16 protein-coding genes are annotated in these 25,781 nt (G+C 59.7%); 10 read left to right on the top strand and 6 right to left on the bottom strand.

Translation table 11 applies throughout. From position 1 onward, the window contains the following. Positions 1-199 precede the first annotated feature (199 nt). From X739_RS138610 to X739_RS138620, 3 genes are all read left to right on the top strand, one after another. Positions 200-391: a hypothetical protein gene (locus X739_RS138610; protein WP_023796276.1), complete on the top strand. Its 192-nt coding sequence runs from the start codon at positions 200-202 to the stop codon at positions 389-391. Between the two features lie 364 nt (positions 392-755). Beyond that, positions 756-1,742 carry a hypothetical protein gene (locus tag X739_RS138615; protein ID WP_023796275.1) on the top strand — a complete coding sequence of 329 codons (987 nt, stop codon included), beginning with the start codon at positions 756-758 and terminating at the stop codon, positions 1,740-1,742. Then, on the top strand, positions 1,735-5,352 hold the full coding sequence (locus tag X739_RS138620; RefSeq protein WP_156940023.1) for a DEAD/DEAH box helicase: 3,618 nt from the start codon (positions 1,735-1,737) through the stop codon (positions 5,350-5,352). Before X739_RS138615 ends, X739_RS138620 begins: the two co-directional genes overlap by 8 nt. Before the next feature lie 784 nt (positions 5,353-6,136). Here the strand turns inward: X739_RS138620 and X739_RS138630 are convergent. Then, complete coding sequence (locus X739_RS138630) at positions 6,137-7,552, bottom strand: mannose-1-phosphate guanylyltransferase/mannose-6-phosphate isomerase (RefSeq protein WP_023796273.1); 1,416 nt, start codon at positions 7,550-7,552, stop codon at positions 6,137-6,139. A gap of 212 nt (positions 7,553-7,764) precedes the next feature. Then, positions 7,765-8,751 (bottom strand): nodulation protein NodZ, encoded by a 987-nt coding sequence (locus tag X739_RS138635; RefSeq protein WP_023796272.1) that lies wholly within the window; start codon positions 8,749-8,751, stop codon positions 7,765-7,767. Between the two features lie 973 nt (positions 8,752-9,724). Here X739_RS138635 and gmd point away from each other — a divergent pair. The 3 genes from gmd to X739_RS138650 all read left to right on the top strand — a co-directional run bounded on the left by gmd (position 9,725) and on the right by X739_RS138650 (position 13,512). Then, positions 9,725-10,795 (top strand): GDP-mannose 4,6-dehydratase, encoded by a 1,071-nt coding sequence (gene gmd, locus X739_RS138640; RefSeq protein ID WP_023796270.1) that lies wholly within the window; start codon positions 9,725-9,727, stop codon positions 10,793-10,795. Next, entirely contained in the window at positions 10,795-11,739 is a 945-nt protein-coding gene (locus X739_RS138645) for a GDP-L-fucose synthase (protein WP_023796269.1), read from the top strand. Before gmd ends, X739_RS138645 begins: the two co-directional genes overlap by 1 nt. A 351-nt stretch (positions 11,740-12,090) precedes the next feature. Beyond that, complete coding sequence (locus tag X739_RS138650; RefSeq protein ID WP_031252537.1) at positions 12,091-13,512, top strand: phosphomannomutase; 1,422 nt, start codon at positions 12,091-12,093, stop codon at positions 13,510-13,512. A 169-nt stretch (positions 13,513-13,681) separates the two neighbouring features. Here X739_RS138650 and X739_RS138655 read toward each other — a convergent pair whose 3' ends face one another. From X739_RS138655 to X739_RS138670, 4 genes are all read right to left on the bottom strand, one after another. Further along, positions 13,682-16,078: a transketolase gene (locus tag X739_RS138655; RefSeq protein WP_023796267.1), complete on the bottom strand. Its 2,397-nt coding sequence runs from the start codon at positions 16,076-16,078 to the stop codon at positions 13,682-13,684. Positions 16,079-16,129: 51 nt separating this feature from the next. Further along, the gene (locus tag X739_RS138660) at positions 16,130-17,080 is read right to left on the bottom strand and encodes a PDR/VanB family oxidoreductase (protein WP_023796266.1); all 951 of its coding nucleotides are present in this window, start codon (positions 17,078-17,080) and stop codon (positions 16,130-16,132) included. Between the two features lie 6 nt (positions 17,081-17,086). Beyond that, a complete protein-coding gene (locus tag X739_RS138665) occupies positions 17,087-17,578 on the bottom strand; it encodes an MOSC domain-containing protein (RefSeq protein ID WP_023704114.1) in 492 nt (163 codons plus the stop codon). Between the two features lie 159 nt (positions 17,579-17,737). Further along, on the bottom strand, positions 17,738-19,243 hold the full coding sequence (locus tag X739_RS138670; RefSeq protein WP_031252536.1) for a PLP-dependent aminotransferase family protein: 1,506 nt from the start codon (positions 19,241-19,243) through the stop codon (positions 17,738-17,740). Between the two features lie 74 nt (positions 19,244-19,317). Between X739_RS138670 and X739_RS138675 the strand changes: the two genes are divergently transcribed. The 4 genes from X739_RS138675 (at position 19,318) to X739_RS138695 (ending at position 25,332) form a co-directional block, all read left to right on the top strand. Then, positions 19,318-20,550 carry a PLP-dependent aspartate aminotransferase family protein gene (locus X739_RS138675; RefSeq protein ID WP_023796263.1) on the top strand — a complete coding sequence of 411 codons (1,233 nt, stop codon included), beginning with the start codon at positions 19,318-19,320 and terminating at the stop codon, positions 20,548-20,550. 52 nt (positions 20,551-20,602) lie between these two features. Beyond that, positions 20,603-21,505, top strand: coding sequence for a dihydrodipicolinate synthase family protein (locus X739_RS138680; RefSeq protein ID WP_023685525.1), 903 nt, complete (start codon positions 20,603-20,605; stop codon positions 21,503-21,505). A gap of 1,154 nt (positions 21,506-22,659) precedes the next feature. Next, positions 22,660-23,118, top strand: coding sequence for a (2Fe-2S)-binding protein (locus tag X739_RS138690; RefSeq protein ID WP_023708041.1), 459 nt, complete (start codon positions 22,660-22,662; stop codon positions 23,116-23,118). A gap of 3 nt (positions 23,119-23,121) precedes the next feature. After that, the gene (locus X739_RS138695) at positions 23,122-25,332 is read left to right on the top strand and encodes a xanthine dehydrogenase family protein molybdopterin-binding subunit (RefSeq protein WP_023796260.1); all 2,211 of its coding nucleotides are present in this window, start codon (positions 23,122-23,124) and stop codon (positions 25,330-25,332) included. Positions 25,333-25,781: the final 449 nt, after the last annotated feature.

Here is a 25,781-nt window from a genome sequence, read left to right as displayed (position 1 = left end):
ACGTTGCCCATCATAGATCTCCTCCAGCTTCTGGCCCAACGATCATACCGCAGGGCGGGAGGAGAGCCGTCCACCGCATCAGAAGCGGACTGTCGGGTTTCGGGTTTTGCACAGAGGAAAGTTGCCGTTCTGCATCCGACCCCTTTCCGCCGTCCAAGCTGATCTCGCTGTATCCCGAAAGCAGAATAGCCGATCAGTTGTGTCCTATGCGGGCTTCACACCGCCGAGCCTCCGTGACTTCACCGCGAAGCGGATACTTCTGATTGACGGCATGGACATTGTGGATGCGCTAAGCCGGCGGCTGTCCTTGGACGAGATCATCGCCGCCAAGCTGCGCATTTCGATCGAAGAGCGTAAGCCTTTCGTCCGAGTGCGCGATTTGTTTCCCTGATCTATGCCCTCAGTCGGGTGGCAACAGTCGTCGATGGACATGCTTTTGGGGCGGCATAGATGAATCTCGACTATTGAATGCGCCAGCGTACCGATATAATTCGTTTTTCACGACAAGGCACGCACGCCGTTAGAGTAACTTAAGCGTCACATCGAGGAAGAGGTGCGGCCATGGGAGCCGCCACTGTTCAACCGGGAAACGGATGATGCCGAGCCGCCCTTCTGGTAGAGTGGTGCAGGTTGAACAAACCCGTGGGCTCGTCGCGCGCACTCAATCGGCGCAGTCAATTTCGCATCAAGTATGGCAATCTTTCTGCCCTTTATGTAAGTACGACTGAGGTGAATACTGACGATGAATATTAAATATGCATACTGTCAAACCTCCTCAGGAGCTACTCGATGAGTGGCTGGAACCCTTCCCGTCTGTTGAAGGGCAGTACGGCCACACCCTTCTCGAACAGCTGATCCCTTCAGACGACCATGTTCGTGCGGGGCTCACACCGTATTTTGAATCTGCCCATCTGGATGCACGAACGTGCTTCCACGAATTCGCCAGCATCAGCCTTCACCCCGACGATGGCGAGTCCGGCTGTAACGCACAGTACCCCAACGCACTTCCTCCAATTTCGAGGCGTGGACTTTTTGGCGAAGTTATTTCTGGCTTGGTAACACAGGCCTACAGTTTTGTCGGGGAGCATGAATGGCTCCTGCCAGTCTTCCTCTTCCGCAATCACGAGGACGCACGGCAATATCTGTTCCAGCTTGTGCGTGACCCCGCCCGCCAACGCCAAGTGCAGGGTCGCAAGGGCGATGACTTTATTGCCATCTGCGTTGATGAAGATGGAAAAGTCACAAGGTTTATCGCGGGGGAAGCGAAGTGGCGTGCGACGTGGAATAACTCCGAACTCGACAAGGTTATGCTGGGCGATACCGTGAAGGACCCGGATACAAAGAAAGCGCAACGCGACGACGACGGCAAGGTCATTCGGGATGGTCGAGGTGTCTGGTTTGAAATCAATCGTGCCATCAAGGTGCCTACTGGTGTGAAGCAACTCCAGATGATCCTTGAAGAGTGCGCCAAGGCTGAGTTTGAGACCGTGATCGAGTCACTCGACCGCATCCTGCTCCCGACTGATCCCGATCCATCAGAGCGAACCGACCTGATCCTCCTGGCTGGCGGAACCGGGCCCGCGCGTGCCAAAGGTTCCCCACTGATAGACTGGGAGGAAATGCCGACTGAATATACCGCTGGCCGCGATCTTCAGGTTGTAGAGCTGCTTCTGAAGGACGGTGATGCGCTGATCGATGCCATTTATGATGGCCTCTGGGCCGATGATGATGACGATGACTGACGCTGCCCGTGTCGAAATTGCCGAGAACGTCCGTGCGGCCCTTGCAGAAGACCAGGTTCTGACACCGCTGCAGGCGCGTTCGTTTGTGCGCTCAATACAGACCAGCTGGCGGGTGGATACTCTCGAGTGGCCCGCGGCGGACTCTGCGGAAACCCTGTCCCAGGCAATGCGCCTAATACACGCCGCTCAGATTCTGGGCACACTTGAAGGAGGCAGCGACTCTGAGGCAAAGCTCGCCTACAGACGTGCTGGCGAACTGTTCGAGTGGCTGGCACGATCAGACGACGAACTCCGCAATACGATCCCGCTCGCGCTCTTTGGGGCCGGCGCATATCAGCTGGGCGGTCTTCCTGCGATGGCCACCGGCCTACTTCGTCAGACGGATTATACCGACATCGGACTTCAACTCTTTGCGACCTTCCTAAGCGCTAATTTCAATGTCGTTGTCGAAAAGTGCGCAGCTTTCTGGGACGCCCATCCGCAGCTGACAACACGCGAAGCCGGAGCTACCTACTTCGCAGATGCCAGCGCCGAAGACATGTCATGGCTGGCAACCGTCGAACTCGTGCGCTGCCTTGGTCTTGCTTCTCATTCCCTCCGGAGAGGAGATGACGCTCGCTTCGACGCGGCCCTGAGCCACCTTCGGCGCATTGAAAAATTCCTCGTACGGGCAGCGCCCGATGACGTGGCGGTCCTCGCGTTCTTCCTGCGATCAGCGTGTGAGCGCTATGGAAAATCCACGATCTATGGGTCCATGCGAGCCCTGGGTGCACTCAGACCGGTAAACAGTAATTATCTCGAGCGCTTCGCGCGCGTGCAGTATGAACGCGGTCGCGGACTCCTCTGGTCATCACAGCAGCAGGGCATTGAACGGCTTCTCAATGAGTCGTCTTTTGCCTTATGCACGCCTACCGGATCAGGCAAAACGATGATCGCCAACATGGCAATCGTCAAAGAACTTCTGCTCATGGCGCCGAACGATGGAATAGCCCCTCTTGCGCTGTATCTTGTGCCGTCCCGTGCGCTTGCAGGTGAGGTCGAGGCCAAGCTCACGTCAGAACTGGGACGTGAGTTTGTGGTCACCGGGCTATACGGCGGCGCCGACTGGGGCATCACCGATGCATGGCTCATAACAAACTTGCCTACCGTCCTGATTGCGACGGTTGAAAAGGCCGATGCGCTTCTTCGCTATGTTGGCCCCATGCTTCTCGCGAGGCTCCGTCTGCTTATTGTGGATGAAGCACACCAGGTCGTGGTCGAGGGCAGTGTGCGTGACCAGGAAAATCTGGCTAACCACAGTAGCCGTGCTTTGCGCCTCGAAAATTTGGTTTCGAAAATCATCGCGCGTAAGCCGGATATCGTGCGGATCGCACTGACGGCTGTTGCAGGCGGAGCTGCGGACCCCGTGGCACGTTGGATACAATCGGATGCCGAGGCGGAAGCAGTTGGAAGTTACTATCGCAGCACCCGCCAGGCGGTTGGCATCTTTGAAGTGCGCAATAATAACAGGACCCCGCGTCTCACTCTCGACATGCTGAATGACAGGCTGCTCGCAGTGCGCGGGCGAGAGGAAGGCCTGTACATCTCGCTTCGCATACCACCCATGCCGCAGGCCCCACCGCGTATACGCAACAGTCTCAACCACAACACCCAGAATGCCCTTCTATGGTACGCGCTGCATCTCACGGACCGACGCATTCTCATATCCATTCCGCAGAGCCCCGAAGATACCATGCGATGGTTCGCGGAGGCCCTTTCCCTCGACGACTGGGCGGATGCACCGCGCTTTACTCCGCCGCAGGATGGCGACGACGCCGCGCTCTTCGCTGAGGCACGCGTCGTATGCATAGACTACTGCGGGGAAGACTCTCACGAAGTCAAATTACTCGACCACGGTATCGCGACGAACCATGGCCAAATGCCACAGCGCCTGCGCCGCATGATGGTTGCTCTCATCGAACGGTCCATCTGCCGCATTACGGTCGCAACGGCCACTCTGACCGAGGGCGTTAATCTGCCGTTCGATATCATTTTCCTCCCCACGCTCAAACGGACACGGTTCATCGGCCGGCCCCGTCCGAGGCAGGAAGAGATCCCGCTGTCCACGTTCGAGTTCAGGAACCTCGCCGGCCGGGCCGGGCGACCGGGAGCGGCAAACGGCATGGAGGGTATGATCCTTGTCGCTATACCCGTGGGCATATCTACGACAGCTGCTGGGCCGAGGCAGACACAGATCAATCAGATGAATGCCTGTCAACGGGAATACGATGCACTGCTCCGTCGCCTCACCGCAGACGCCGCAGGCGGAGGCGAGCACAACAGCCCGCTGGCACTACTGCTCCAGACGTTACACGACGAAGCTTCGCGCTTGGAAGGTATCGACAGCGACGACGATTTTCTCACGTGGCTGGAAGAGACAGCTCCACTTGATGTTTCTCCAGATGCTGGAACGGCTCAGGAGTCTGGACATGCGCAGCTGGCCGACACCCTAGATGAGCTCGATGGCTTAATCCTGTCGGCGATCGAGGAAATTCGCGCAATAGATGGCGCAGAATTTAGCGGCGATCAGGCAGAGGGCATTCTTGCCAGTATCTGGCAGCGCACATTTGCACTTGTATCAAGCGGTCTGGAAGATTGGATGGAGCGGGCATTCGTCAAACGCGGGCGCGGCGTCGTTGAAACTGTCTACCCGGATGCAGCAGAACGGAAAAAGCTTTATAGTTATGGGTTCACGCCACAGGTGGGCCGACGTTTTGATATCGTCGCCGACACGCTGCTTGAGCTACTCGAAGATGCCGATGCGTATGGCGACCTCCCTGACAATGAACGGCTTGCAATCTTCAATGGCCTTGGCAGAGAAGTCGCAACCGATCAAGGTTACGGATATCTGGTGCGCGATAGCATCACATCACAGAATCTCTTCAATAACTGGCGGGGAGTGCTTGGTTGGTGGATGAAGGCAGCTGGGGCGGCCGGCCCACAGCCGGACAATCTCCGCGACTGGCAGATTTTCGTAGCTGACAATTTTGAGTTTCGTCTCGGTGTGGCTGTCGGTGCTGTTGTTGCGCGACGCTGGACGGAGCGGTCTGCAGATCCGTTTGAAGTTCCGAGTCTCGCAAACTGGAAGGATGTAACAGAGCTCCCATGGTTCGCGTTCTGGGCTAAGGAACTGCTACGCTGGGGTACACTCGAGCCCCTCGTCGCGTTTATCCTCTCACAGGGAATGGCAAGATCACGCGCTGAGGCCGAGCAACTGCGACCCGCTTTTGTCGATTGGTTGAATCAGCAGCCCGGACTTGAGGAAGCTGGTGGCGACGATCTCATCGATCCAAATCATTACCTGGAATGGGCGCGTAGCCGTCGTCCCGCTGCGGGCCCCAACCGTCCAGTGCGTAGGGTCGATGTCAATCTGACGGGAACGACGGGCAATCGAGGCACATACGCTGTTCTCCCAATTCTGAGGGATGGACGGATGGTTTGGCTTGATCCATCTGGATATGAGATCGCAGAGGGTGAAAATGCGGATGGCTTTGTCGAGGCGCGCCCATATGCACATGACTACGAACTTTCGACCGATGATGTGACTTCCCGCGTACGCCGAACTTTCTGATTATGATCTCGTTGAACTCAGCCGCTGCCGCAGCGCGGATCGCAAAACAAAGGGCCGCTTTGGGGCGCAAGGCTGAAAGCACGCACCCAGGCACTATGGTGTTGACCAGAGCTCCAAGTTCCCTCCGATTTCGATGAGAGTCCCTGGGATTTTTGACGTGCGGCCATCGTGACTGGCAGCTTTCGGGAGTTGGTTGCGCCGACCTGAACGACCGAAAGTGGGCGCTTTGCGGTCCGTCAGGAATGTCGCGCACGCCCTGCGCCTGGCACCACTCGAGGAACTGGCCGACATCCCAGCTTGGCAATGGAAGTCGTCTCCTTCGAACCGTGGTTCCGATGGCCTTTCAATCAGCGATTGCCGGGATCATGCTTGCCGCAGACCTGGTCAAGCATAGTGCGGGTTTTCCGATGAGTCCGACGACCAGCACTCGCGTGAATCTACCGCGCCCCCTTGGTTCTTACCTCCATGATCCGAAAGCCAAAGATTCCAGCGGCCGCTGCATCTGCAGCGATGAGGATTTCGTTGCCGCCTACAGGCTGAAATACGGCTGTGCCGTTGAACAGCTGAGCAATGGGTCCGCCTAAGAAAGATCTGAAGTTTTCGTTACCGCGGACGGCGCGCTGTCAAGCGCTCACCGATGTTTTCGACCACGATCGAGTGCCTGATGACAGTGCGGGGCGGATACTATGACACGCTCGGCCCGCTGCTTGCCAATGTCAGGCCCAGCACCCACGACAGAGATCCTTGAGCGACGGCTCGCCGTTAACGTTTTTTGTACTGTTATCTACGTTCGACCATATTCGTCGTCGAAGCGAACGATATCATCCTCGGCGAGATAATCGCCGCTCTGCACTTCAATGATAACCAGGTCAATTCTGCCTGGGTTTTCGAGCCGATGCTTATGGCCGCAGGGGATGTAAGTAGATTCGTTTGTCCCCAGGAACAACTCCTGCTCGCCATTGACGATTTTGGCGGAGCCGCTGACCACGACCCAGTGCTCCGAACGATGATAGTGCATCTGCAGGCTCAACTGGCGACCGGGCTTCACCTCGATGCGTTTGATCTTGAAGCGCTCGCCTTCCTCCAGAACCGTATAGGTACCCCAGGGCCGGTGTACCGTGCTATGGACCAGATGAGCTTCATGTCCCGAAGCCTTGAGGCCCTCGAAGAGCTTCTTAACGTCCTGAACGCGGTCGCGGGATGTGACAAGCAAAGCGTCCGGGGAATCCACGATCACCAGATCGCTTACGCCCACCGTGCCGATGACGCGCTTGTCGGAGCTCACATAGGTGCCGGTCGTGTCGACCATGTGCACATCGCCGCGTATCCTGTTCCCGCTTTCGTCGGGGGCGATCAAATCGGCCATTGCGTTCCAAGATCCGATGTCGTTCCAATCCATGTCGCAGGGAATCACGGCAAGTCTGTTAGTCTTCTCCATGACAGCGTGGTCGAGCGAGATTCGCGGCGCGGAACCGAAATGCTCAGGCGCGAGTTCGATTTTGGCAAAGCCTTGGCATTGACTGGCGCGGCCGTTCTCGTAGCTGTCGGCGACGGCCTGGAGCACCTCGGGACAATGCAAAGCCATCTCGTCGAGCATGGTTTGCGCACTGAAGCAGAAGATGCCGGCGTTCCAGAAGAAGCGTTGAGACGCGACATAGGCTTTGGCTGTATCCAGATCCGGTTTTTCAACGAAACGGACGACGTTCTCACCATCTGCTTCGATGTAGCCGAATGCTGTGTCCGGTCTGGTTGGGGTGATGCCCAATGTGGCGATCCGCCCGAGCTTCGCATGTTCCATGGCCAGGCCCATGACGTCTAGAAACGCAGGCAGGTTGCCAATCAGGTGATCGGCCGGGAAGACGCACAGGATCGCGTCAGGGCCTTGCGTTGCCCTCGCATGGATCGCGGCTGCAGCCACGGCGGCGGCCGTATCCCGAGGTTCGGGCTCGAGCAGAAAGGTGCGTGGCAGGACCACGGAATCCAGTTCGTCAAATTCGTCCTTGGTCAGGAAGAGGTGTTCCCCGGATGTCACAGCGACGATTTCCACGACACCTTCTATCGAAGCGACGCGCAGCACAGTGTGCTGAATGAGAGAATATCCATCCGCTACTTTGAGGAAAGGTTTGGGGTGCGATTGCCTTGAGGCGGGCCATAGCCGCGATCCGGCTCCGCCGCTGATGATCACGGGAATGACTTTCATAACCAACCTCAATCTCGTCTCTGGAGTGATCGCCCGCGTTGTTTCGAGCGTCAGCGTCACGATCGCCGTCGCTCTGGCTTGTCTGCGGCCGCGCGTAACAGCGAAGTTCTGGTGCGTTGCAGGCGGCGTCAGATGACGACGCTATCGGTAATGTACGACGCCTCCACTGATGCCTGTTGGTTGCCTCTGCCGAATTGCGCAGGTGGCGGGTCTTAACTGAGATCAGAGACTTGGCTGTCTTCTATCAAAGTCAAACGACTTGGCTCCTTCAGATCGAATTCAATTACCCGTGGTGCGAATAGACGTGCATATCGTGTAAAGGCGCTCGTCGGGGGAAACCGAATTACGGTATCGCAGCGCGCGAGAAGATACATCTCAACGAGGGCGGAAATTCCGCCGTCAATCCCGAGTGCTGCAGTGTGTAAGGGGCCACCTTGATTGGATCCGAAGTGCTTCGGGACAGTGAGCAGATCGGGAAACCTGGCCGCCAGAAGATCCAGTATCCGCGCGCTGTCCGTGCATAAGAACAGCCGCACAGGCCTGGGGTGCGGTAACGCCTTAGCCTTGTCAATTGCAGCGCACACTTGCCGAACGGCGAGCTCCGGATCGGCCCAGTAGGGCGCATGCTCCATGATGTCTTCACCGTTACCGTGCCGAACATGAATCCCGATGATGCTGTGCCCCTCAAAACATTCCTGATAAATGGCATCTATGCGGGCTTGAATTTCTGGCCGAGGCTGGACACTCTGGAACACCTGCCGCTCTGCATCCTCATCGCACCGCCACATCAGACAAGCGTCACACACTACTGTGTTCGCTTCGACATCGTGTTCGGCCTGAAAGAGCTCGCCCAACTCATCGCGCTCTTGGAAAATCTGCTCATCTGGCCGGTAAAGGCACTCGATCGCCGGCCTGTTCCACCACTCCGGGAAGAATGGACCAGGGAAGGAAACGTCGTTGATCCGGTCGTCGGAAATAGCCGGCACGCCAGCGATGTCATTGATCGGCTGGAAGAACACCGGAAACGCATTTGTGAAGGGTTGGTCGAGGTAGCAGGCCCCCCGCCAGTCGATGACTAGAGTTCGTCCCGACCGCTGCGCGTAGCGCCAAGCGGCCGCCAAAGACCACAGACAATCACCGAACCCCGTACGCCTCCGAGAGACGACGAACCGGCGCTTTTCCACTCCACTAACATACATTTTCGGAAATCTCGTTCAGAGAGGAGGTTGCATCCGGTTTGGAATCCTTAGTCGACACGTAGACCCTGACGCCGGGCGCTTGGCAGAGGCCGGGCCATAGGGCAGAAGAGCTCACTCAGCACTGCCCACTAATCCCGTGACGCTCGCACAGCTTGAAGCCGATGCCCTCGCTTCCGGTTCAGCCTTCTCTACTGGGCCTCCGCGGCATATGTAAAATCTATTGATTGGATGCCGGCCATCCATGCGTTGGATGCCATGATGAAGGGGCTCGGCTGACGCGGGCCCGGCCAATAGAGCCGAAACAGCCCGGGAACGCTGCGACACTGCCTGCCAGAGCAAATCGTTCCGTCGACGCCATACGCCAAGGGTGCAAGGCTGCATACAGCAACCGTACCGGGCGAGATGAGGTCGACAGCTCGACGCGCCTGGAACCAGCTGATCGACAGAATCTGCAGTCTGCTCCCAAAGTTCTGCACGACCTGTGCCGGATGCTGTGGTGAGGGCTCGCGGCCACGAACTTTGTCCTCGCCCCGAACGGAAGCTCGCGCCTATGACTCCGGGCCGGCGATGCGCCCCCGCTGCTCGGTCAGACCATCCATTCTGTGGATTCACTTTATCCAAACAATCGATTTCACTGATCCAAACAATTCCCATTAGAAGACGCTGAAGCAAGAAAGAAAGGCGTCCTCACTCGCTGATGGATGAGCAAATCAGCTGCAAGGTGCTGGGAGTACATGTCGCTCACGGCGTGAGCTGAGCGGCACTCAGACCGCATGTACGAAGCCGACGGTTAGCGGCGCAACTCTATTTTGCTGTGACTCCAAGCAAGAGGTGTGCTCGGCTGGCGGACTGTCAATGACGAGCTTCGCGCCGCATCTGTCGAAGTGCTCCATAGCGCACGGGGCTGGCCGCACATTGTGTCGGCGTGGCGAGCCGGAGCCGAAACTTTAAACTTTAATAGAGCAGGAATAGAATGGGCGATAGCAGGAAAGTTGCTCTTATTACGGGCATAACTGGACAGGATGGTGCCTATCTTGCCCGTCTTCTTCTCAAAAAAGGCTACATCGTTCATGGGATTAAGCGACGTTCCTCTTCCTTCAACACGGGTCGTATCGAAGACCTCTACCAAGACCCGCACGAATCCGATCCGCGCCTGATCTTGCATTACGGTGACCTCACTGATTCGACTAACCTCATCCGCGTGGTTCAGGAATCTCAGCCAGACGAAATTTACAACTTGGCTGCTCAGAGCCATGTGCAGGTGTCGTTCGAAACACCTGAGTACACAGCAAACGCGGACGGTATCGGTACATTGCGACTTCTTGAGGCGATTCGCCTCCTCGGTCTGACGGACAAGACCCGCTTCTATCAAGCCTCGACTTCGGAGCTATACGGCCTCGTGCAGTCCGTACCGCAGAACGAAACGACGCCCTTTTATCCGCGCAGCCCTTACGCCGCCGCCAAGCTCTACGCCTACTGGATGGTCGTCAATTATCGCGAGGGCTATGGTATGCACGCTTCCAACGGCATTCTTTTTAATCACGAAAGCCCCCTTCGTGGCGAAACTTTTGTGACGCGCAAGATCAGCCGCGCTGCCGCTGCTATCTACCTGGGCAAGCAGGACAAGCTTTATCTCGGCAATCTCGATGCTCGACGCGATTGGGGCCATGCGCGTGAGTACGTGCGAGGTATGTGGATGATGATACAGCAGGATCAACCGGATGATTACGTGCTGGCTACGGGCAAAACGACTCCTGTCCGCCAATTCGTCGAGTGGGCTTTCGAAGATATCGGCGTCGAAATCGAATGGCGTGGCAAGGGTGTCGGCGAAAAGGGCTATGATGTAGCGAGCGGCAGATGCCTAGTCCAAGTGGACCCACGCTACTTCCGCCCCACGGAAGTCGATCTTCTCCTGGGTGACGCTACCAAGGCGAAGGAGAAGCTCGGCTGGGTGCATGAGACATCCGTGCGCGAGCTTGCTGCGGAAATGGTACGCGAAGACCTGAAGGTCATGCAGACATCTGTAGTCATGAAGGAAGCGTAATGTATGATCTGAACGGAAAAACCGTGTGGGTCGCTGGCCACAAAGGTATGGTGGGCAGCGCTGTTGTACGCCGACTCGCGTCTGAAGACTGCAATGTTGTGGCCGCCCCTCGGGGAGAGCTAGATCTCAAGCGACAGACCGAGGTTGAAAACTTCGTGGCAGTGATGAAACCGGACGCTATCATTATGGCGGCGGCAAAGGTAGGTGGTATTCTCGCGAACGCCACCTATCCGGTCGACTTTCTTTACGACAATCTGATGATCGAGGCCAATATCTTCGCGGCAGCCCACGAAAACAATGTCGACCGCGTCCTCTTCCTCGGCTCGTCTTGCATCTATCCGAAGATGGCACCACAGCCCATTCCTGAAAGCGCGCTTTTGACCGGGCCACTAGAGCCCACCAACGAATGCTACGCCGTCGCCAAGATCACCGGCATCAAAATGGCTCAAGCCTATCGCCAGCAATATGGCCGCGACTACATCTCCGCTATGCCGACGAATCTCTACGGGCCAGGCGACAATTATGACTTGCAGTCAAGCCACGTCATCCCAGCGCTGATCCGGAAAGCGCATGAAGCTAAGCTCATAAGTGATAAGCAAATCACCATCTGGGGCACGGGCACACCACGTCGGGAATTCATGCACGTCGACGACTGCGCCGACGCATTAGTCTTCCTTCTGAAGAACTACTCTGACCATGATCACGTCAATCTCGGCTGCGGACAGGACATCACGATCCTAGAGCTGACCAGAATGATCTGCCGTGTAGTCGGATTTACTGGGGAGATCGCGCATGATCACTCTAGACCTGACGGTACACCGCGAAAGCTGATGAGCGTCGACAAGCTGCGCACTTTGGGATGGGCAGCAAAGATCACTCTCATGGAAGGCATCGAGAGTGTCTATCATGCATTTCTGAACGGGAGCTACACCGAACGGCGATAGATAAGAGGATTTGCTGCGTCTCAGGCCTGTACGCGCTTTCGGGACCCAGAGCTAATGTAGACTGAGACAATCACTCGATGGCGATAGCGCTCTTGTGAGCCAGCCGCGAGGAGCCCTGCCGGGCCCGGACCCCATCCGCTCCAACTCGTCGCCGTGAAGGTCACGGTGCGCTGCCCACGCCGACGCCGACTGCGTCAATCCTCACAAGGGTAACCCTCGATAACCGAACGCGTCTACGGTAACCGAATGTACTTCTTGTTCTCGTCCGAGGGATCTGTCGATGGGCATTCCGGACGAGCCAAAGTTTGAGCATGTTACCTTCAAAACCCGGTTAGCAACGTCGGATTTGGTATGAAATTCGGAACAAGTGGATTACGGGGCCTGGCGACAGAATTGGCAGGAGCCGCCTCTGCCCTATATGCAACGGCATTCGCGACATTCCTGCTGGAATCCGGCCTGGCCAGAATTGGCGACGAGATACTCATAGGGCGCGACTTTCGCGCCTCGAGTCCGGCCATCGCCGCCCTCTGTGCGGCGGCACTGTCTGCGCTCGGCTTCATCGTAGTCGATTGCGGCGCCGTCCCCACCCCTGCCCTGGCACTGTATGCTCAGGCGCGTAAGAGTGGTTGTTTGATGATCACAGGCTCGCACATTCCGGCCGACCGTAATGGAATAAAATTCTATCGACCCGACGGTGAGATCGACAAGGGTGATGAGCGGGAGATAACGCGCATCGCCTTGCAGTTGGAGAAGCGCGGATACGTCCTTGAAGGTGCTGTTGCACGTCGGCAGCACCGGGAGGCCGAATGCAAGGCCTTTTTCATGGCGCGCAATCGAAAGCTTATGGAGATTAATGCTCTAAAGGGCTTAACGGTGGGCGTATATCAGCACAGCACAGTCGCGCGCGATCTCTTGGTTGACATTCTCTCATATCACTGTGCGACGGTCGTAACTCTGGGACGTTCGGAAGGTTTCATTCCTGTCGACACTGAAGCGGTCTCGGACGAGACTGCTCAACAGTTCAAGCTCTGGGCCAAAGAGCATCGGCTTGATGCGGTCGTCTCGGCAGATGGCGATGGTGACCGCCCACTGGTAGCTGACGACCACGGAGACCCCCTTCGCGGTGATTTGTTAGGCCTGATTACGGCGAACTTCCTGCAAGCGAAGGCAGTCGTCACGCCGGTCACATCAAACTCTGGTATCGAGACCGCAGGTTCTTTTAAAGTCGTGCGTACCAAGGTTGGATCGCCATTTGTTATTGCTGCCATGCTCGATTTGGTTGCGTCGGGTCACGAGCGCGTGGTTGGTTTCGAAGCAAACGGTGGTTTGTTGACCGGCACGGACTTTGACCCGAACGGAACTAAACTGCCAGCGCTACCTACACGCGACAGTTTTCTCCCCATCCTCGCGGCACTTTCCCTTGTTAATACAAGTGGGCAGCCACTGTCGGAGATTGGCAGTTCCTTTCAATTGCCGGCGGCGGCAGCGGATCGCTTGGAAAATTTTTCCGTCGAAAGCAGCACTCGCCTCATGACATACCTTCGTACAGCGGAAACTAACATCGCCGCCTTCGTCGGGTCGATTGGAGTGGTAAGCAAGGTTAGCGATGTTGACGGACTTCGTATCACTCTCGCGGATAAGCGTGTCTTGCATTTGCGTCCATCCGGAAATGCCCCGGAAATGCGGTGCTACGTCGAAGCCGAAAATCGGGAGGACGCGGAGCTTTTGCTCCGGACTGGATTGGATCGAATTCGTAATTGGGCGCAAGGCTAAATAAAAGCCGCCTCCCTGCGTATTCCCAGGTGACCCTGGGGGTCGCACAAGCTACTCAAGCGCGATCAGAACGTCCACAGTGTCCCGGCCCTGTCCGCTTTGAAGCGAACCGGAACGCCCGTGGAAACAGCCGATCCGTACCAGCCACGGAGCATCCGGTCGCTCATGGTCAAGGCAGCGCCTTCCGGTAGCGAACAGCCGGTCCCGCACTGACCGCCTGCGCCGCATGTACGATGGCGTTGGTGTCCAGGCCGTGGTGACGGTATAGGTCCGCAATAGTCCCCGTCTGGCCGAACTGCTCGACCCCGAGCGCCTTCACGCGATGCCCGTTAACCCCACCGAGCCACGCGAGCGTCGCCGGGTGGCCGTCGATCACGGTGACGATGCCGCAGTCACGCGATAGCGGCGCGAGCAGCCGCTCGATATGACTCAGGGCGCCAATCGCGCCACGCTGCCGGCCACGTTCCGCCGCCTGCCAGCCCGCATTAAGCCGGTCCGCGGAGGTGATCGCGAGCAGCCCGACATCGCGCCGGTCCTCCGCCAGAAGACCCGTCGCGGCAATCGCCTCCGGCGCGACGACGCCTTGATAAGCAATGACGACACTCGCGTTGGGCCCAGGCGGACGCAGCCAATAGGCGCCATTGACGATGTCCCGCGCGAGCGCCGGGTTCATGTCGCGCAGCGGCTGCTCGAGCGGCCGGGTTGACAGGCGAAGATAGACCGATCCTCCGGTCTGATCACGCAGCCACGTCGTCTCATCCGGATCCCCCTCGCCATTACGTTGCATGTAATCGAAGGCAAAGCGCATGATCACGGACAGTTCGTCGACGAAGGCCGGTTCGAAGGCGCAAAGCCCATCCTGCGCCATGCCGATCAATGGGGTGCCGATCGACTGGTGTGCTCCGCCCTCGGGCGCTAGCGTCACGCCCGAGGGCGTTGCGACCAGCATGAAGCGCGCATCCTGATAGCAGGCGTAGTTTAGCTGGTCGGCCGATCGGTAGATGAAGGGATCATAGACTGTCCCGATCGGCAGCAGGCGCACGCCATTGATCGAGTGCGAGAGACCGAGTGCCCCGAGCATGATCATCAGGTTCGACTCGGCGATCCCGAGCTCGAGGTGCTGCCCCTTCGGCCCAAATTCCCAGGTAAAGGTCGACGGAATGCGTTCGGCCTTGAAGGTGTCCGCCATGGTCTCCCGGGCGAAAAGGCCGCGCCGGTTGACCCAGCCACCGAGATTGGTCGAGACCGTCACATCGGGCGAGGTGGTGACAATGCGGTCGGCAAGCAGACTGCGCTCGCGTGCGATGTCGTTCAGGATCTGGCCGAACCCCATCTGGGTCGAGAGCGGCTTGCCGGGCTGCCCCGGTGACGGAAGGGTTTCAGGCACCGGCACCGACGGCGCAGACAGCCTCCTACGCCCCTCACTGAAGAACGGCGCCTTTGCGAAGAAGGCGTCAAGTTCCGCTTCCGGCAAGGTGGCGGCCGCCCATTTGTCCCACTCCTCACCCCGCTTTACGCCCATTTGCAGGCGGTAGTCTTCCATCTGCGTGGGCGTCATCTGCCCCGCGTGGTTGTCCTTGTGTCCGGCAAGCGGCAGACCGTAGCCCTTGATGGTGTAACAGATGAAGCAGACGGGACGGTCATGCCTGGACGCCGCCTCGAAGGCTTCGAGGAGGCTCGGCATGTCATGCCCGCCAAGGTTCGTCATCAACGCCTGCAACTCGTCTTCGGAGCGGCGTTCGATCAGAGTGGTGACCGGCCCTTGGTCTCCGATCTCGTCGAGCAGCCGCTTGCGCCAGGCAGCACCCCCTTGGAAGGTCAGCGCCGAATAGAGCTGGTTCGGACAGCGCTCTATCCACTCGAGCAGCTTCTCGCCCCCCGGCTCGGCAAAGGCAGCCTCTTGCAGAGCGCCGTGGCGCAGGACCATCACGTCCCAGCCGAAGTTGCGAAAAATCTGCTCGAAACGCTGCCAGAGGCCCTCCCGGATCACGGCGTCGAGCGACTGGCGATTGTAGTCGACCACCCACCAGCAGTTCCTGAGCCCGTGCTTCCAGCCTTCGATCAGGGCCTCGTAGATGTTGCCCTCATCCATCTCGGCGTCGCCGATCAGGCTGACCATTCGGCCCTCGGCACGCTCCTTCATCCAGCCGTGACCCGAGACGTAGTCCTGCACCAGCGACGAGAACAGCGTCTGAGCAACGCCGAGACCCACCGACCCGGTCGAGAAGTCGACATCGTCGACATCCTTCGTCCGCGAAGGGTAGCTCTGCGCGCCCTTGTAGCCGCGGAAGTTCATGAGCTTTTCGTGGGTCTGGTTGCCCGCCAGATACTGAAGTGCATGGAAGATCGGCGCCGCATGGGGTTTGACCGCCACCCGATCCTGCGGGCGCAGGACCGAACCGTAGAGCGCGGTCATGATGGTACTCAGCGACGCGGACGAGGCCTGATGCCCCCCGACCTTGATCTCATCGCCCTCGCGGACGTGGTTGGCGTGGTGGATCGTCCAGGCTGCGAGCCAGGAGACGCAGCGCTCGATCTCGTTCAGATATTCCAGTTTCCTCGTCATTCAGTTTCCCGCAAATCAGCTGCCGGTCTCACAGGACCCCCGCCCAAATGGTCAAAGATCGAGTTTCAACACACCTGTCGCGCGCGACACACAGGGGATGAAGCGGTGGCCGCGTGCCTCCTTGGACAGGACGGCATCCCGATGGATCGGCTGTCCCCCCAGCATTGCGCATTCGCAGGTCCCGCACACCCCGTTCTCACACGAGGCCATCAACGGCACACCGGCCGCACGCAAGGCGGCCAGTGCCGTGGTCTCAGCCGAAACCTCAACCACCCTGCCCTCAGCCAGTTCTATGATGAACGGTTCCGGTGGCGCGCCATCAAACTCGGGAGGCTGGAAAGTTTCGAAATGAACAGTACCCTCGGGCCAGTGTTGAGCCGCGCGCCCCACAACCGCCATGAAGCCAGGCGGTCCGCAGTAGTATGTCTGCGCGTCGTCCGAACGGTTCGCCAGCAGCGCGGCGATGTTCTGCCGGGTCTGAGGCTCGTCGTCGAAATGGATCCGCACATTGCCGCCAGGAAGATCGCTCCCGATCGCCGCCAAGAGTGGCGTGAGCGCCCGGCTGCGGGTGAAATAGTGCAACTCGAAGGGCTTGGCCTGCCGGGTGAGCGCGCGCGCCATGGCCAGAATCGGGGTGATCCCGATTCCCCCTGCCAGCAGCAAAGTCGGCCCCTCGCCTGGCTTGAGCGCAAAATGGTTGCGTGGCGCGGAGACAGGCAGTGTGGAGCCGACGGCAATGGTTTCGTGGATCCACGCCGAGCCGCCACGGCCGTCATTCTCGCGCTTCACCGCGATGGTGTAGCGGCCAAGCTCGGTCGGGTCGCCGCAAAGTGAATACTGACGCACCTTCCCTTCAGGCAGATGGACGTCGACGTGAGAACCCGCTTCGAACGCCGGCAGCGCAGGTTTGCGTGGGTGTTTCAGGTCGATGACCAGCACGTCGCCCGGCTCCTTGCGGGCGGCGGTCACGGTCAGCTTCATGATGATGCGCGGCGAGGCCATGGCGTTTCACTCGTCGATGGGCAAGATCAGATCACCGGGGCGGATCACGCCCCCGACCTCGATTGTGCAGTTCAGGCCGGAGCGGTTCAGAAGCCCCTCGTAGAGACCCGGAAGCCCGAGCAACTCCTCGATATACTTGCACGGCACATTCATCCGGGCGGCCCTGAGAATCGTTTCCCCGACCCGGAAGCGTTTGCCGACAAGATGGCTAAGCGGAACGCCTCGTGTCGTCAGATTGCGCCGGTGATCTTCGGGTGCGAGCTTGGCCTTGAAGCCCGGAATTCTGGGTTCGCCCTGCGCGATGGCGTCCAAGACTTCAGCTTCGATCAGCGTCACTTCGCGAACGTCAGGACGCGCGGAATAGGTCCCCGTCCCCAGGTAGTAGCGGTCTCCGACAACGCCTTGGCCGGCAATAAGCTGCGCCTGCGCCAGCTCCTCCATTTCATAGGAGGCGGCAGGCGCGATATGGACGTGAAGCAGCTTTCCTCGCCAGGTCATCATCGCTCTCGGAAATTCGTCTCGTGGAAACCTGCTGCAAAACTGGCCTGATCAACAGCGCCAGTTGCATGGCATTTTCCCGGTCCAGTTGGCTGTTTGGAAAGAAATACGGGGGGCCCTCGGACCGTTTTCAGCGCCAGCTTTCGGCGTCGCCCCGGCTCAGTTGTTCCGCGCCGGCATCGCGTCTTGCACCTGCTTGACAACCTCTCGCAGGACCTCAACGCCCTTCCCGATCTGCCGAATGCTCAAGGCGGCATAGCCCATGACAAGTCCGACGCGATCGGTGCGGCCTTGGTCCGATGGCCGTCCGTAGAGCGGCGAGATCAGGTGTAGCCCCAGGCCAGCGTCGCGGGCGGATTCGACCAAGGCCGTTTCCCGCGATCGTGGCAGGTCATTGAACCAAACCGCGACGTGAAGTCCCGCATCTGCTCCCTGGACAGTGATGCGATCCCCGAAGCTGTGCTGCAAGGCACCCAACAACGTTTCCCGACGCTCGCCGTTCAGCCTGCGCACACGGCGCACATGGCTTTCGTAGCCGCCGCTCTCGATCAACGATGCCAGCGCTTCCTGTTCAGCGACCGGCGAATGCCGGTCTGCGAATTGTTTGGCGGTTGCGAAGACCTCCTGCAATTCGGGCGGGACGACGAGGTAGCCGATGCGCAGCATCGGCGAGAGCGTTTTGGAGATCGTGCCGAGGTAGATGACAGCCCCGTGGTCCTCGAGACTGTGCAGCGGAGGGACCGGATTGATGTCGTAGCGATATTCGCTGTCGTAGTCGTCCTCGATCACATAGGCGTTGTTGTGCCGCGCCCATTTCAGAAGCTGATGGCGGCGCGCGATCGGCATGACGCCGCCCAGCGGAAACTGATGCGATGGCGTCACATAAGCCAGTCGTGCTCCGATCCCCGCCAGCAACTCGGTCCTCATCCCGTCTTCGTCGACGATGACCGGGATGGGTGAGGCACCCGTACTGGCAAAGACCTGACGCGCCATCCTGTAGCACGGATCCTCGATGACGAAACGGTCGGCGGGATCGAGAAGCAGGCGCGCGCACAGATCAAGGCCCTGCTGCGAACCGTTCACAACTATGATCTGGTCGAGGTCGCAGCTCAGGGTCCGGGCGCGCCAGAGATAGCCCTGAAGCGCCTGGCGAAGCCGGCGCGAGCCGCGAGGATCGTCATAGGCAAGACGCAGCGGGCGCTGCCCCATCGCCTCGTTCATCGCGCGTTTCCAGACCAATGATGGGAAATCCGACGGTGCCAGGTCGCCATAGCGGAACTCGACCTTCAGCCCAGTCGGCAGATAATCTGGCCAGGGTGACGTCGCGCGCAGCCGCTCGCCATATGCGGACAGGTGGATCGGGCCGACCCGTTGCGCGTGAGTGCGCCCCGTCCCATGGCCGATCAACGAAGACGCAACGCGAGGTCGTGCGCCTTGACGGACTTCGATGAAACCCTCCGCAGCCAGTTGCTCATAGGCGACCGTCACCGTGGTTCGCGAAACGCCGAGGTCATTTGCCAGGGCCCGGGAGGATGGCAACTGACTGCCGGTTTCGTAGACGCCGCCGAGGATTTGCTCGCGAAGGGCTTCGTATATCTGGCGTGCACCCATCGCGTGCGAGCGCGCTGCAGACCCGGCAGTTGAAGACTGGACCATCTCTTTCATCGCCAACTGGATATTTCACATTGGCCAGGTTGCCATCAATCTTTCGGAACCCCAAGAGAGATCGCAGAGGCCGAATGACCAGCTCCCATCAATCCGAAACCGATGCTCCCACGGGGTCGCTCAACCGCACCAGCCCCGGATTTGCCACCCGGGCGATCCATCATGGCTACGATCCGGCCGGCTTTTCCAATGCCGTCCAGCCGCCAGTGTTCCTGACGTCAACCTATGGGTTCGAAAGCGTGGCAGCAAACGATGCCGCCGCCGCCCTTGGTGGAAGGCTCTATGCGCGCGAATACAATCCCACGACCGAGATCCTCGAGCAGCGGCTCGCGAATCTGGAAGGAGCCGAGGCGGGGCTGGTTGTTGCCTCGGGGATGGCGGCCTTCGGCACTCTGATCCTGTCGCTCCTGTCCCAGGGCGATGAACTCATCGTCCACAAGACGCTTTATGCGAACACGCTTGCCATGGTCGAACAGGCGGTCCCCCGCTTCGGCATCAAGGTCGTCGCGGTCGATCTGTCAAATTCCCACAATCTCGATGCTGCGATCACCGAGCGGACGCGGCTGGTTTTCTTCGAGACGCCGGTGAATCCGCTGAGCCGCATCCTCGACATAGCGACAATTGCCGAGCGCGCTCACGCGCGCGGTGTAAGGGTTGCAGTCGACAGCACCTTCGCCTCGCCCGCGCTCCAGCGACCGCTTGAGCACGGGGCGGACATCGTGCTCCATTCGATGACCAAGTACATCAATGGTCATGGCGATGCCCTTGGCGGGGCGCTTCTCGGCGACGCCCAAACGCTCCGTACGCTGCATGAAACGGGCCTGCGCTACATCACCGGCGCAGCGCTCTCGCCCATGTCAGCTTTCCTAATCCTGCGCGGTCTCAAGACGCTGACGCTGCGTATGGAACGGCACAGCGCCACAGCCCTTGCGGTGGCTCGGGCGCTGGAAGCGCACCCGGCGGTGGCATTTGTGAGTTATCCGTTCCTCGACTCGCACCCTGATCAGGTGACGGCGCGAAAACAGATGTCCAACGGATCGGGCATGTTGGCCTTTGGCCTCCACGCTGGATACGAAGGAGCGCGCCGGATGATGGACCGGCTCAACCTGATCATTCGCGCCGTCAGCCTCGGCGATGCCGACAGCCTCATCTATCATCCAGCAAGCCTCACCCGTGCTCGGCAGCCGATCCGCAAGGATGCCCATTTGGCCGATGGAGTCGGCGAGGATCTCATGCGTCTCTCGGTGGGGCTTGAAGACGCTGATGACCTGATCGCCGATCTGCGGCGGGCTTTGGACGTCTTGTAATGACCTGGCGTGCGGCCACCTCTGCGCTCACACATAGATCTGGAGCCTTGCCATGGCATTCCTGAGCGGTCTTTCCGCGTTCCCCATCACCCCGACCAATCGTGACGGCCGCGTCGATAGCGTTGCCCTGCGCAGGCTGATTGCTCGGCTTGGCATTGCTCAGGTCGATTCCATCGGTCTTCTCGGCAGCACCGGCACATACATCTATCTGTCGCGCGAGCAACGGCGGCGGGCGCTCTCCGAGACCTTGGACCAAACGGCGGGGCAAATGCCGGTCGTGGTGGGTGTGGGCGCGCTGCGCACCGATGAAGCCGTGGGGCTCGCGCAAGACGCCAAGGCCCTTGGAGCAGCTGCGGGGTTGCTTGCCGCCGCCTCCTACACCCCGCTTACTGATGACGAGGTGTTCGATCATTTCTCCACTGTGGCGCGCGAAAGTGGCCTGCCGATCGTCGTCTACGACAATCCAGGAACGACGCATTTCCATTTCAGTCCACCCCTTGTCAGCCGCCTGGCAAAGGTGGCTGGGATTGTCGCCATCAAGAATCCGACAGACAAAAGCGATGCGATCAAGAACCACCTGACCGCCCAGAGGCGCACACTGCCGGAAGGGTTCTCGATTGGTTACAGCGGCGACTGGAACGCCGCCGAGGCCATGATCGCCGGCGCCGACACATGGTACAGCGTCCTCGCGGGCATCCTGCCCGAGGTCTGCATGACGATCGTCACAGCGGCGCAACAGGGCGATGCGGCCGAAGCGCGACGGATCAATGCCGCGCTGGTCCCGATCTGGAGCCTCTTCAAGGAGTTCTCGAGCCTTCGCGTCGTCTATGCACTCGCTGAATTGCTCGACGTTTGCAGTGCCGAACCCCCGCGTCCCATCCTACCTCTGCCCCCAGCAGCGAAGCGCCAGATCGCCGCCGCGTTGAAAGGTTTGCCATCGGATGCCAGCCGGTGAACAGCAAACCCCGTTCGGCAAGTGAAAGGTATTTACCCGCTCATTTCGAGAACTGATCGAAAACAACGCACTCGGCGTGCTGATAGCCATGGCTGGAGCGGTCTCGACGCCAATCACACCCCCTTCGAACTCGACAATCGACTGAGGTACAGACTGCGCAGGGCACTCCGCCCATGCCGCACCGTTCGCCTTCAAACTAGGAATCGGTGGTTTATCCATTGGAATGGCATCGAGCCGGCGCTTTACTTCCGGCCCGGTGCGCGCATTGAAGCCGGTGCCAAGCCGCCGGCGAACACCAGATTTCCGTCCTCGACATTCGCCAGAGCACGCTTCCCGACCGCCGTAACTGTTGCCGGGTTCGCAGCCGCTGACGATGAACTCATCACTCAGCACGCATTTTGTCTCACCCATTCTTGGCGCCGGCCGGATCGATATGGACTGACACGCAGCTTGGAGACGATGCCCTCGAGGCCGAACTGGGAGACTTGCGCGAGAATGTCGCTGCCGCCGCTGATCTCGTCGCTCAGAACGATGCCGTTTGGCGGCGTCTCAGCAGGTTAACTAGCGCTTTGCGCCGATCGACGAGTGGCCGATCGCGAAGACCCTCGCCGTCGATCTCGAGCAGGTCGAAGCCGGCAAGCATGGTCCTGACGTCTCCCGCCGCGGCCAAGAGCCCGCTGAAGACTGGGAATGCGCGACAAGCCTTCTGGTCAACGACGAACGCCTCACCGTCTATTATCGCGTCCGAGGCGCCGAGCTCGGCCACCGCCCGGGACGATAGCCGGAAACCTGAGGGTCCAGTCGTGGAGGTTGCGGGTCGAGGTAGGCCCCCATCGATAGTAGTCCCATTTCATTTCGTGTAGCCAATCAGGGCCATGCCGGACGCGGCCGACCAGCGGTCGATGTTCGCGACGACCCGAATGTCCAGTCTCGTGTAACCCAGCCTAAAGCGGCCTGTCCGCCCAAAGACATTCAGTTGCCTCCAGCCTTTCGACACGACCCACTTCACGATCTCGTAACTCGCCAACCTAGCGGCTTGTTGCTTGAGCTGCGCGTTCCTAGGGTGTGGTCGCTAGGCCTCAGCAACAAGAGCTCGGTTGCCAGGCGGGCGGAGGCTCAACGAGATAGCCAGCTCAGGACAAGGAGAGCAAGCAATGGTCGCTTTTACCCTCAATGGCGAGGCGCGAACACTCGACGTCGATCCAGAGATGCCGCTGCTGTGGGCGGTCCGTGACGTCATCGGACTCACGGGAACGAAATTCGGTTGCGGGCTTGCCCAGTGCGGCGCTTGCACGGTTCACGTTAACGGCATGCCGACGCGCTCGTGCCAGACCGCAGTCGGCGACATCGAAGGAGCCTCGATCACCACCATTGAGGGTGTGTCGGGCAAGATAGGCGAAACGGTCCAGGCCGTGTGGGCCGAGTTCGACGTACCTCAATGCGGCTATTGCCAGTCTGGCCAGATCATGTCGGCCGTGGCCCTCCTTACAGAGACGCCTAAGCCGTCGGACGATGATATTGATTCGGCGATGAGCGGCAACCTCTGCCGCTGCGCCACCTATCATCGCATCCGCGCGGCCATCCACGAGACCGCCAACCGGCTGGAGACTTGAGGCATGTCGCAGTTTCTCTCGAAGCATAACTCCGTGCGGCCCACGCGCCGCCGGTTCCTCGTCGGCGCGGGCGCCACCACCGCTGGCCTCGCCGTGGGCTACCGGCTAGTGCTGGCGGCGTCCGACATCGCACAAACGACTACTGCAAAGGTTCAGGCGAACCCCTTCCAGACCTATGTCGAGATCACAAAGGAGAACCGAATCATCATCCACTCCTCGCAGTTGGAGATGGGACAAGGCTCCTATTTCGGCATCGCCACCCTGGTTATGGAAGAGCTCGACGGCGACTGGGCGCAGGTGGACGTGGTCGGCGGATATGGCAATACCGCGCTCTACGGCAATCTCGCCTGGGGCGGGGCCGCACAGGCGACTGGTGGCTCCACGTCGATGAGTTCGTCGTGGGAACGCTACCGCAAGGCGGGTGCTGCCGCACGGGCCTTGCTGGTGGCGGCCGCGGCGCAGCGGTGGGATGTGCCAGCCGGCGAGGTCAAAGTCGCTTCCGGGGTCGTGTCGCACGCCTCAGGGATGCAGGCGCGCTACGGTGACCTGGCTGAAGCCGCAGCGGGAATGCCGGTTCCCGACGACGTGCCGCTAAAGCCGCGCGACAAGTGGGCCCAGATCGGATCGGACAGCCTCAAGCGCTACGATTCCGCCGGCAAGACCAACGGCGCGCAGACCTACACGATCGACCTCATGATGGAGGGGCTCCAGACGGCCGTTATGATTCATCCGCCGAAGTTCGGCGCCGAGATCGAGAGCTTCGACGCAACCAAGGCCAAGGCACTCGACGGCATTGTCGATGTCGTCCAGACGCCGCGAGGCATTGCCGTGGTTGGCAGGGACACCTGGACGGCGCTCAAGGGCCGCGACCTCGTGGAGGTGACCTGGAACGAGGAGAAGGCCGAAGGGCGCGGCACGGCCGAGATCATGGCCGAATACAACAAGGCAGCAGACGATCTGGGCGCGGCCACCGCGCGCGACGACGGTAACACTCCCGCAGCGTTCGCCAGTGCTGAGAAAATCATCGAGGGGCACTACGAATTCCCCTATCTTGTCCATGCTTCGATCGAGCCACTCAACGCGGCCGCCCGAATCAACGAAGACGGCACCATCGACGTCTGGGGCGGACACCAGATGCCCGACCTTTATCAGGCGGCTGCCGCTCAGGTAGGCGGCACCACGCCGGACAAGGTGAGGCTGCACGTGATGAAGACCGGCGGCAGTTTCGGCCGCCGCGCGGTCTTGGATGCAGATGTCATTATCGAAGCTGTTTCCACAGCGCGTGCACTGGGACGCGGCAAGCCAGTGAAGGTGCAGTGGACCCGCGAGAATGACATGCGGGGTGGGCGGTACCGGCCGGCCTATGTGCACGCAGTCAAGGCGGGGCTCGACAAGAAAGGCAATGTCGTCGCTCTCCATGACCACATCGTGGGCCAATCGGTCTTGGGCGGTTCGACCTCTGCGGCGATGATCAAGAACGGCATCGATCCAACCTCCGTAGAGGGCGCCACCAACCTGCCCTATGCGATCCCGAACCTGAAGGTCGAGCTGACCACCACGGACGTGAACATCCCGGTGCTGTGGTGGCGTTCGGTAGGCTCCACCCACACCGCTTACGCGGTGGAAACCCTGATCGATGAGCTGGCCGCCGCTGCGAACCGTGATCCGGTCGACTTCCGCTTGTCAATGCTCGGTCACCATCCACGGCATGCCGCCGTGCTTAAAGTGGCTGCTGAGAAGGCAGGCTGGGACAAGCCTCTGCCGGAAGGCCGTTTCCGCGGCGTGGCCCTGCATGAAAGCCTCTCGACCTATGTCGCCGATGTGGTGGAGATCACCCTCAACGATGAAAATGGTTTCAAGGTCGACCGCGTCGTCTGCGCGGTAGATTGCGGCACCGCGATAAATCCTGACCAGATTCGCGCTCAGATGGAGGGCGGTATCGGCTTCGGGCTAGGCGCGATCCTCCAGGAGGAGCTGACCCTGAATGGCGGTGTCGTAGACCAAGAGAACTACGATACATATACACCGCTCAGGATCGAGCAGATGCCGCGAGTCGAGGTGCACATTGTGCCGTCCGAGGAGCCGCCCACGGGAGTTGGTGAGCCAGGTGTGCCGCCGATCGGCCCGGCCGTCGCCAACGCGCTACGGGCGGCGACGGGCAAGACTATCCGCAAGCTGCCGATTATAAAGAACATGTCAGAAATGACACCATGAAACAGCCGCGATGAAGATCGCGCCGTTTTCGAACGCCTCCTGACAGGCGCTCATTTCCATGGGTCAAATTCCGGCGGCTGCCCGCTGCAATATCCCGTTTGGAGACGGCACCCCGTGGTCTGAACGACCACAGACGGGCCTTGGCGCCGGTTCCACTGAAGAACCGCTTTCGAGACGCAAATGCGTCCACTCCATGAAGAGCACAACCGTATAGCACCAGGAAGGCTAGCTACCTCCATCGCTTCGGAGACCCAGGAACCCTCAGAAAACCGAACCTCCCGAGCTCAGAGGCGCTCGTGATCACAATCGCGCTGGTGCGTGGATCATTGTTCAAGGGTTTGCCGATAGGCAGGCGAGATGGCCGATCGACATGATCTTCGCCCGATGCCCTACAAACACAATGTCAGCCGCTGTCACGGAGTCGCGAAGACGAAGGCAATGAGGGTCGA

The organism is Mesorhizobium sp. LNHC209A00, assembly GCF_000502915.1.
In the GTDB taxonomy this organism is placed as follows: Bacteria; Pseudomonadota; Alphaproteobacteria; order Rhizobiales; family Rhizobiaceae; genus Mesorhizobium.
The sequence above is the reverse complement of the archived record's forward strand: the minus strand, read 5'-3'. Positions and strand labels throughout refer to the sequence as shown.

Coding starts and splice junctions, on each gene's coding strand:
- X739_RS138615 (WP_023796275.1), top strand. CDS start 756: ATGCATACTGTCAAACCTCCTCAGGAGCTACTCGATGAGTGGCTGGAA.
- X739_RS138620 (WP_156940023.1), top strand. CDS start 1,735: ATGACTGACGCTGCCCGTGTCGAAATTGCCGAGAACGTCCGTGCGGCC.
- X739_RS138630 (WP_023796273.1), bottom strand. CDS start 7,552: ATGAAAGTCATTCCCGTGATCATCAGCGGCGGAGCCGGATCGCGGCTA.
- X739_RS138635 (WP_023796272.1), bottom strand. CDS start 8,751: ATGTATGTTAGTGGAGTGGAAAAGCGCCGGTTCGTCGTCTCTCGGAGG.
- gmd (WP_023796270.1), top strand. CDS start 9,725: ATGGGCGATAGCAGGAAAGTTGCTCTTATTACGGGCATAACTGGACAG.
- X739_RS138645 (WP_023796269.1), top strand. CDS start 10,795: ATGTATGATCTGAACGGAAAAACCGTGTGGGTCGCTGGCCACAAAGGT.
- X739_RS138650 (WP_031252537.1), top strand. CDS start 12,091: ATGAAATTCGGAACAAGTGGATTACGGGGCCTGGCGACAGAATTGGCA.
- X739_RS138655 (WP_023796267.1), bottom strand. CDS start 16,078: ATGACGAGGAAACTGGAATATCTGAACGAGATCGAGCGCTGCGTCTCC.
- X739_RS138660 (WP_023796266.1), bottom strand. CDS start 17,080: ATGGCCTCGCCGCGCATCATCATGAAGCTGACCGTGACCGCCGCCCGC.
- X739_RS138665 (WP_023704114.1), bottom strand. CDS start 17,578: ATGACCTGGCGAGGAAAGCTGCTTCACGTCCATATCGCGCCTGCCGCC.
- X739_RS138670 (WP_031252536.1), bottom strand. CDS start 19,243: ATGAAAGAGATGGTCCAGTCTTCAACTGCCGGGTCTGCAGCGCGCTCG.
- X739_RS138675 (WP_023796263.1), top strand. CDS start 19,318: ATGACCAGCTCCCATCAATCCGAAACCGATGCTCCCACGGGGTCGCTC.
- X739_RS138680 (WP_023685525.1), top strand. CDS start 20,603: ATGGCATTCCTGAGCGGTCTTTCCGCGTTCCCCATCACCCCGACCAAT.
- X739_RS138690 (WP_023708041.1), top strand. CDS start 22,660: ATGGTCGCTTTTACCCTCAATGGCGAGGCGCGAACACTCGACGTCGAT.
- X739_RS138695 (WP_023796260.1), top strand. CDS start 23,122: ATGTCGCAGTTTCTCTCGAAGCATAACTCCGTGCGGCCCACGCGCCGC.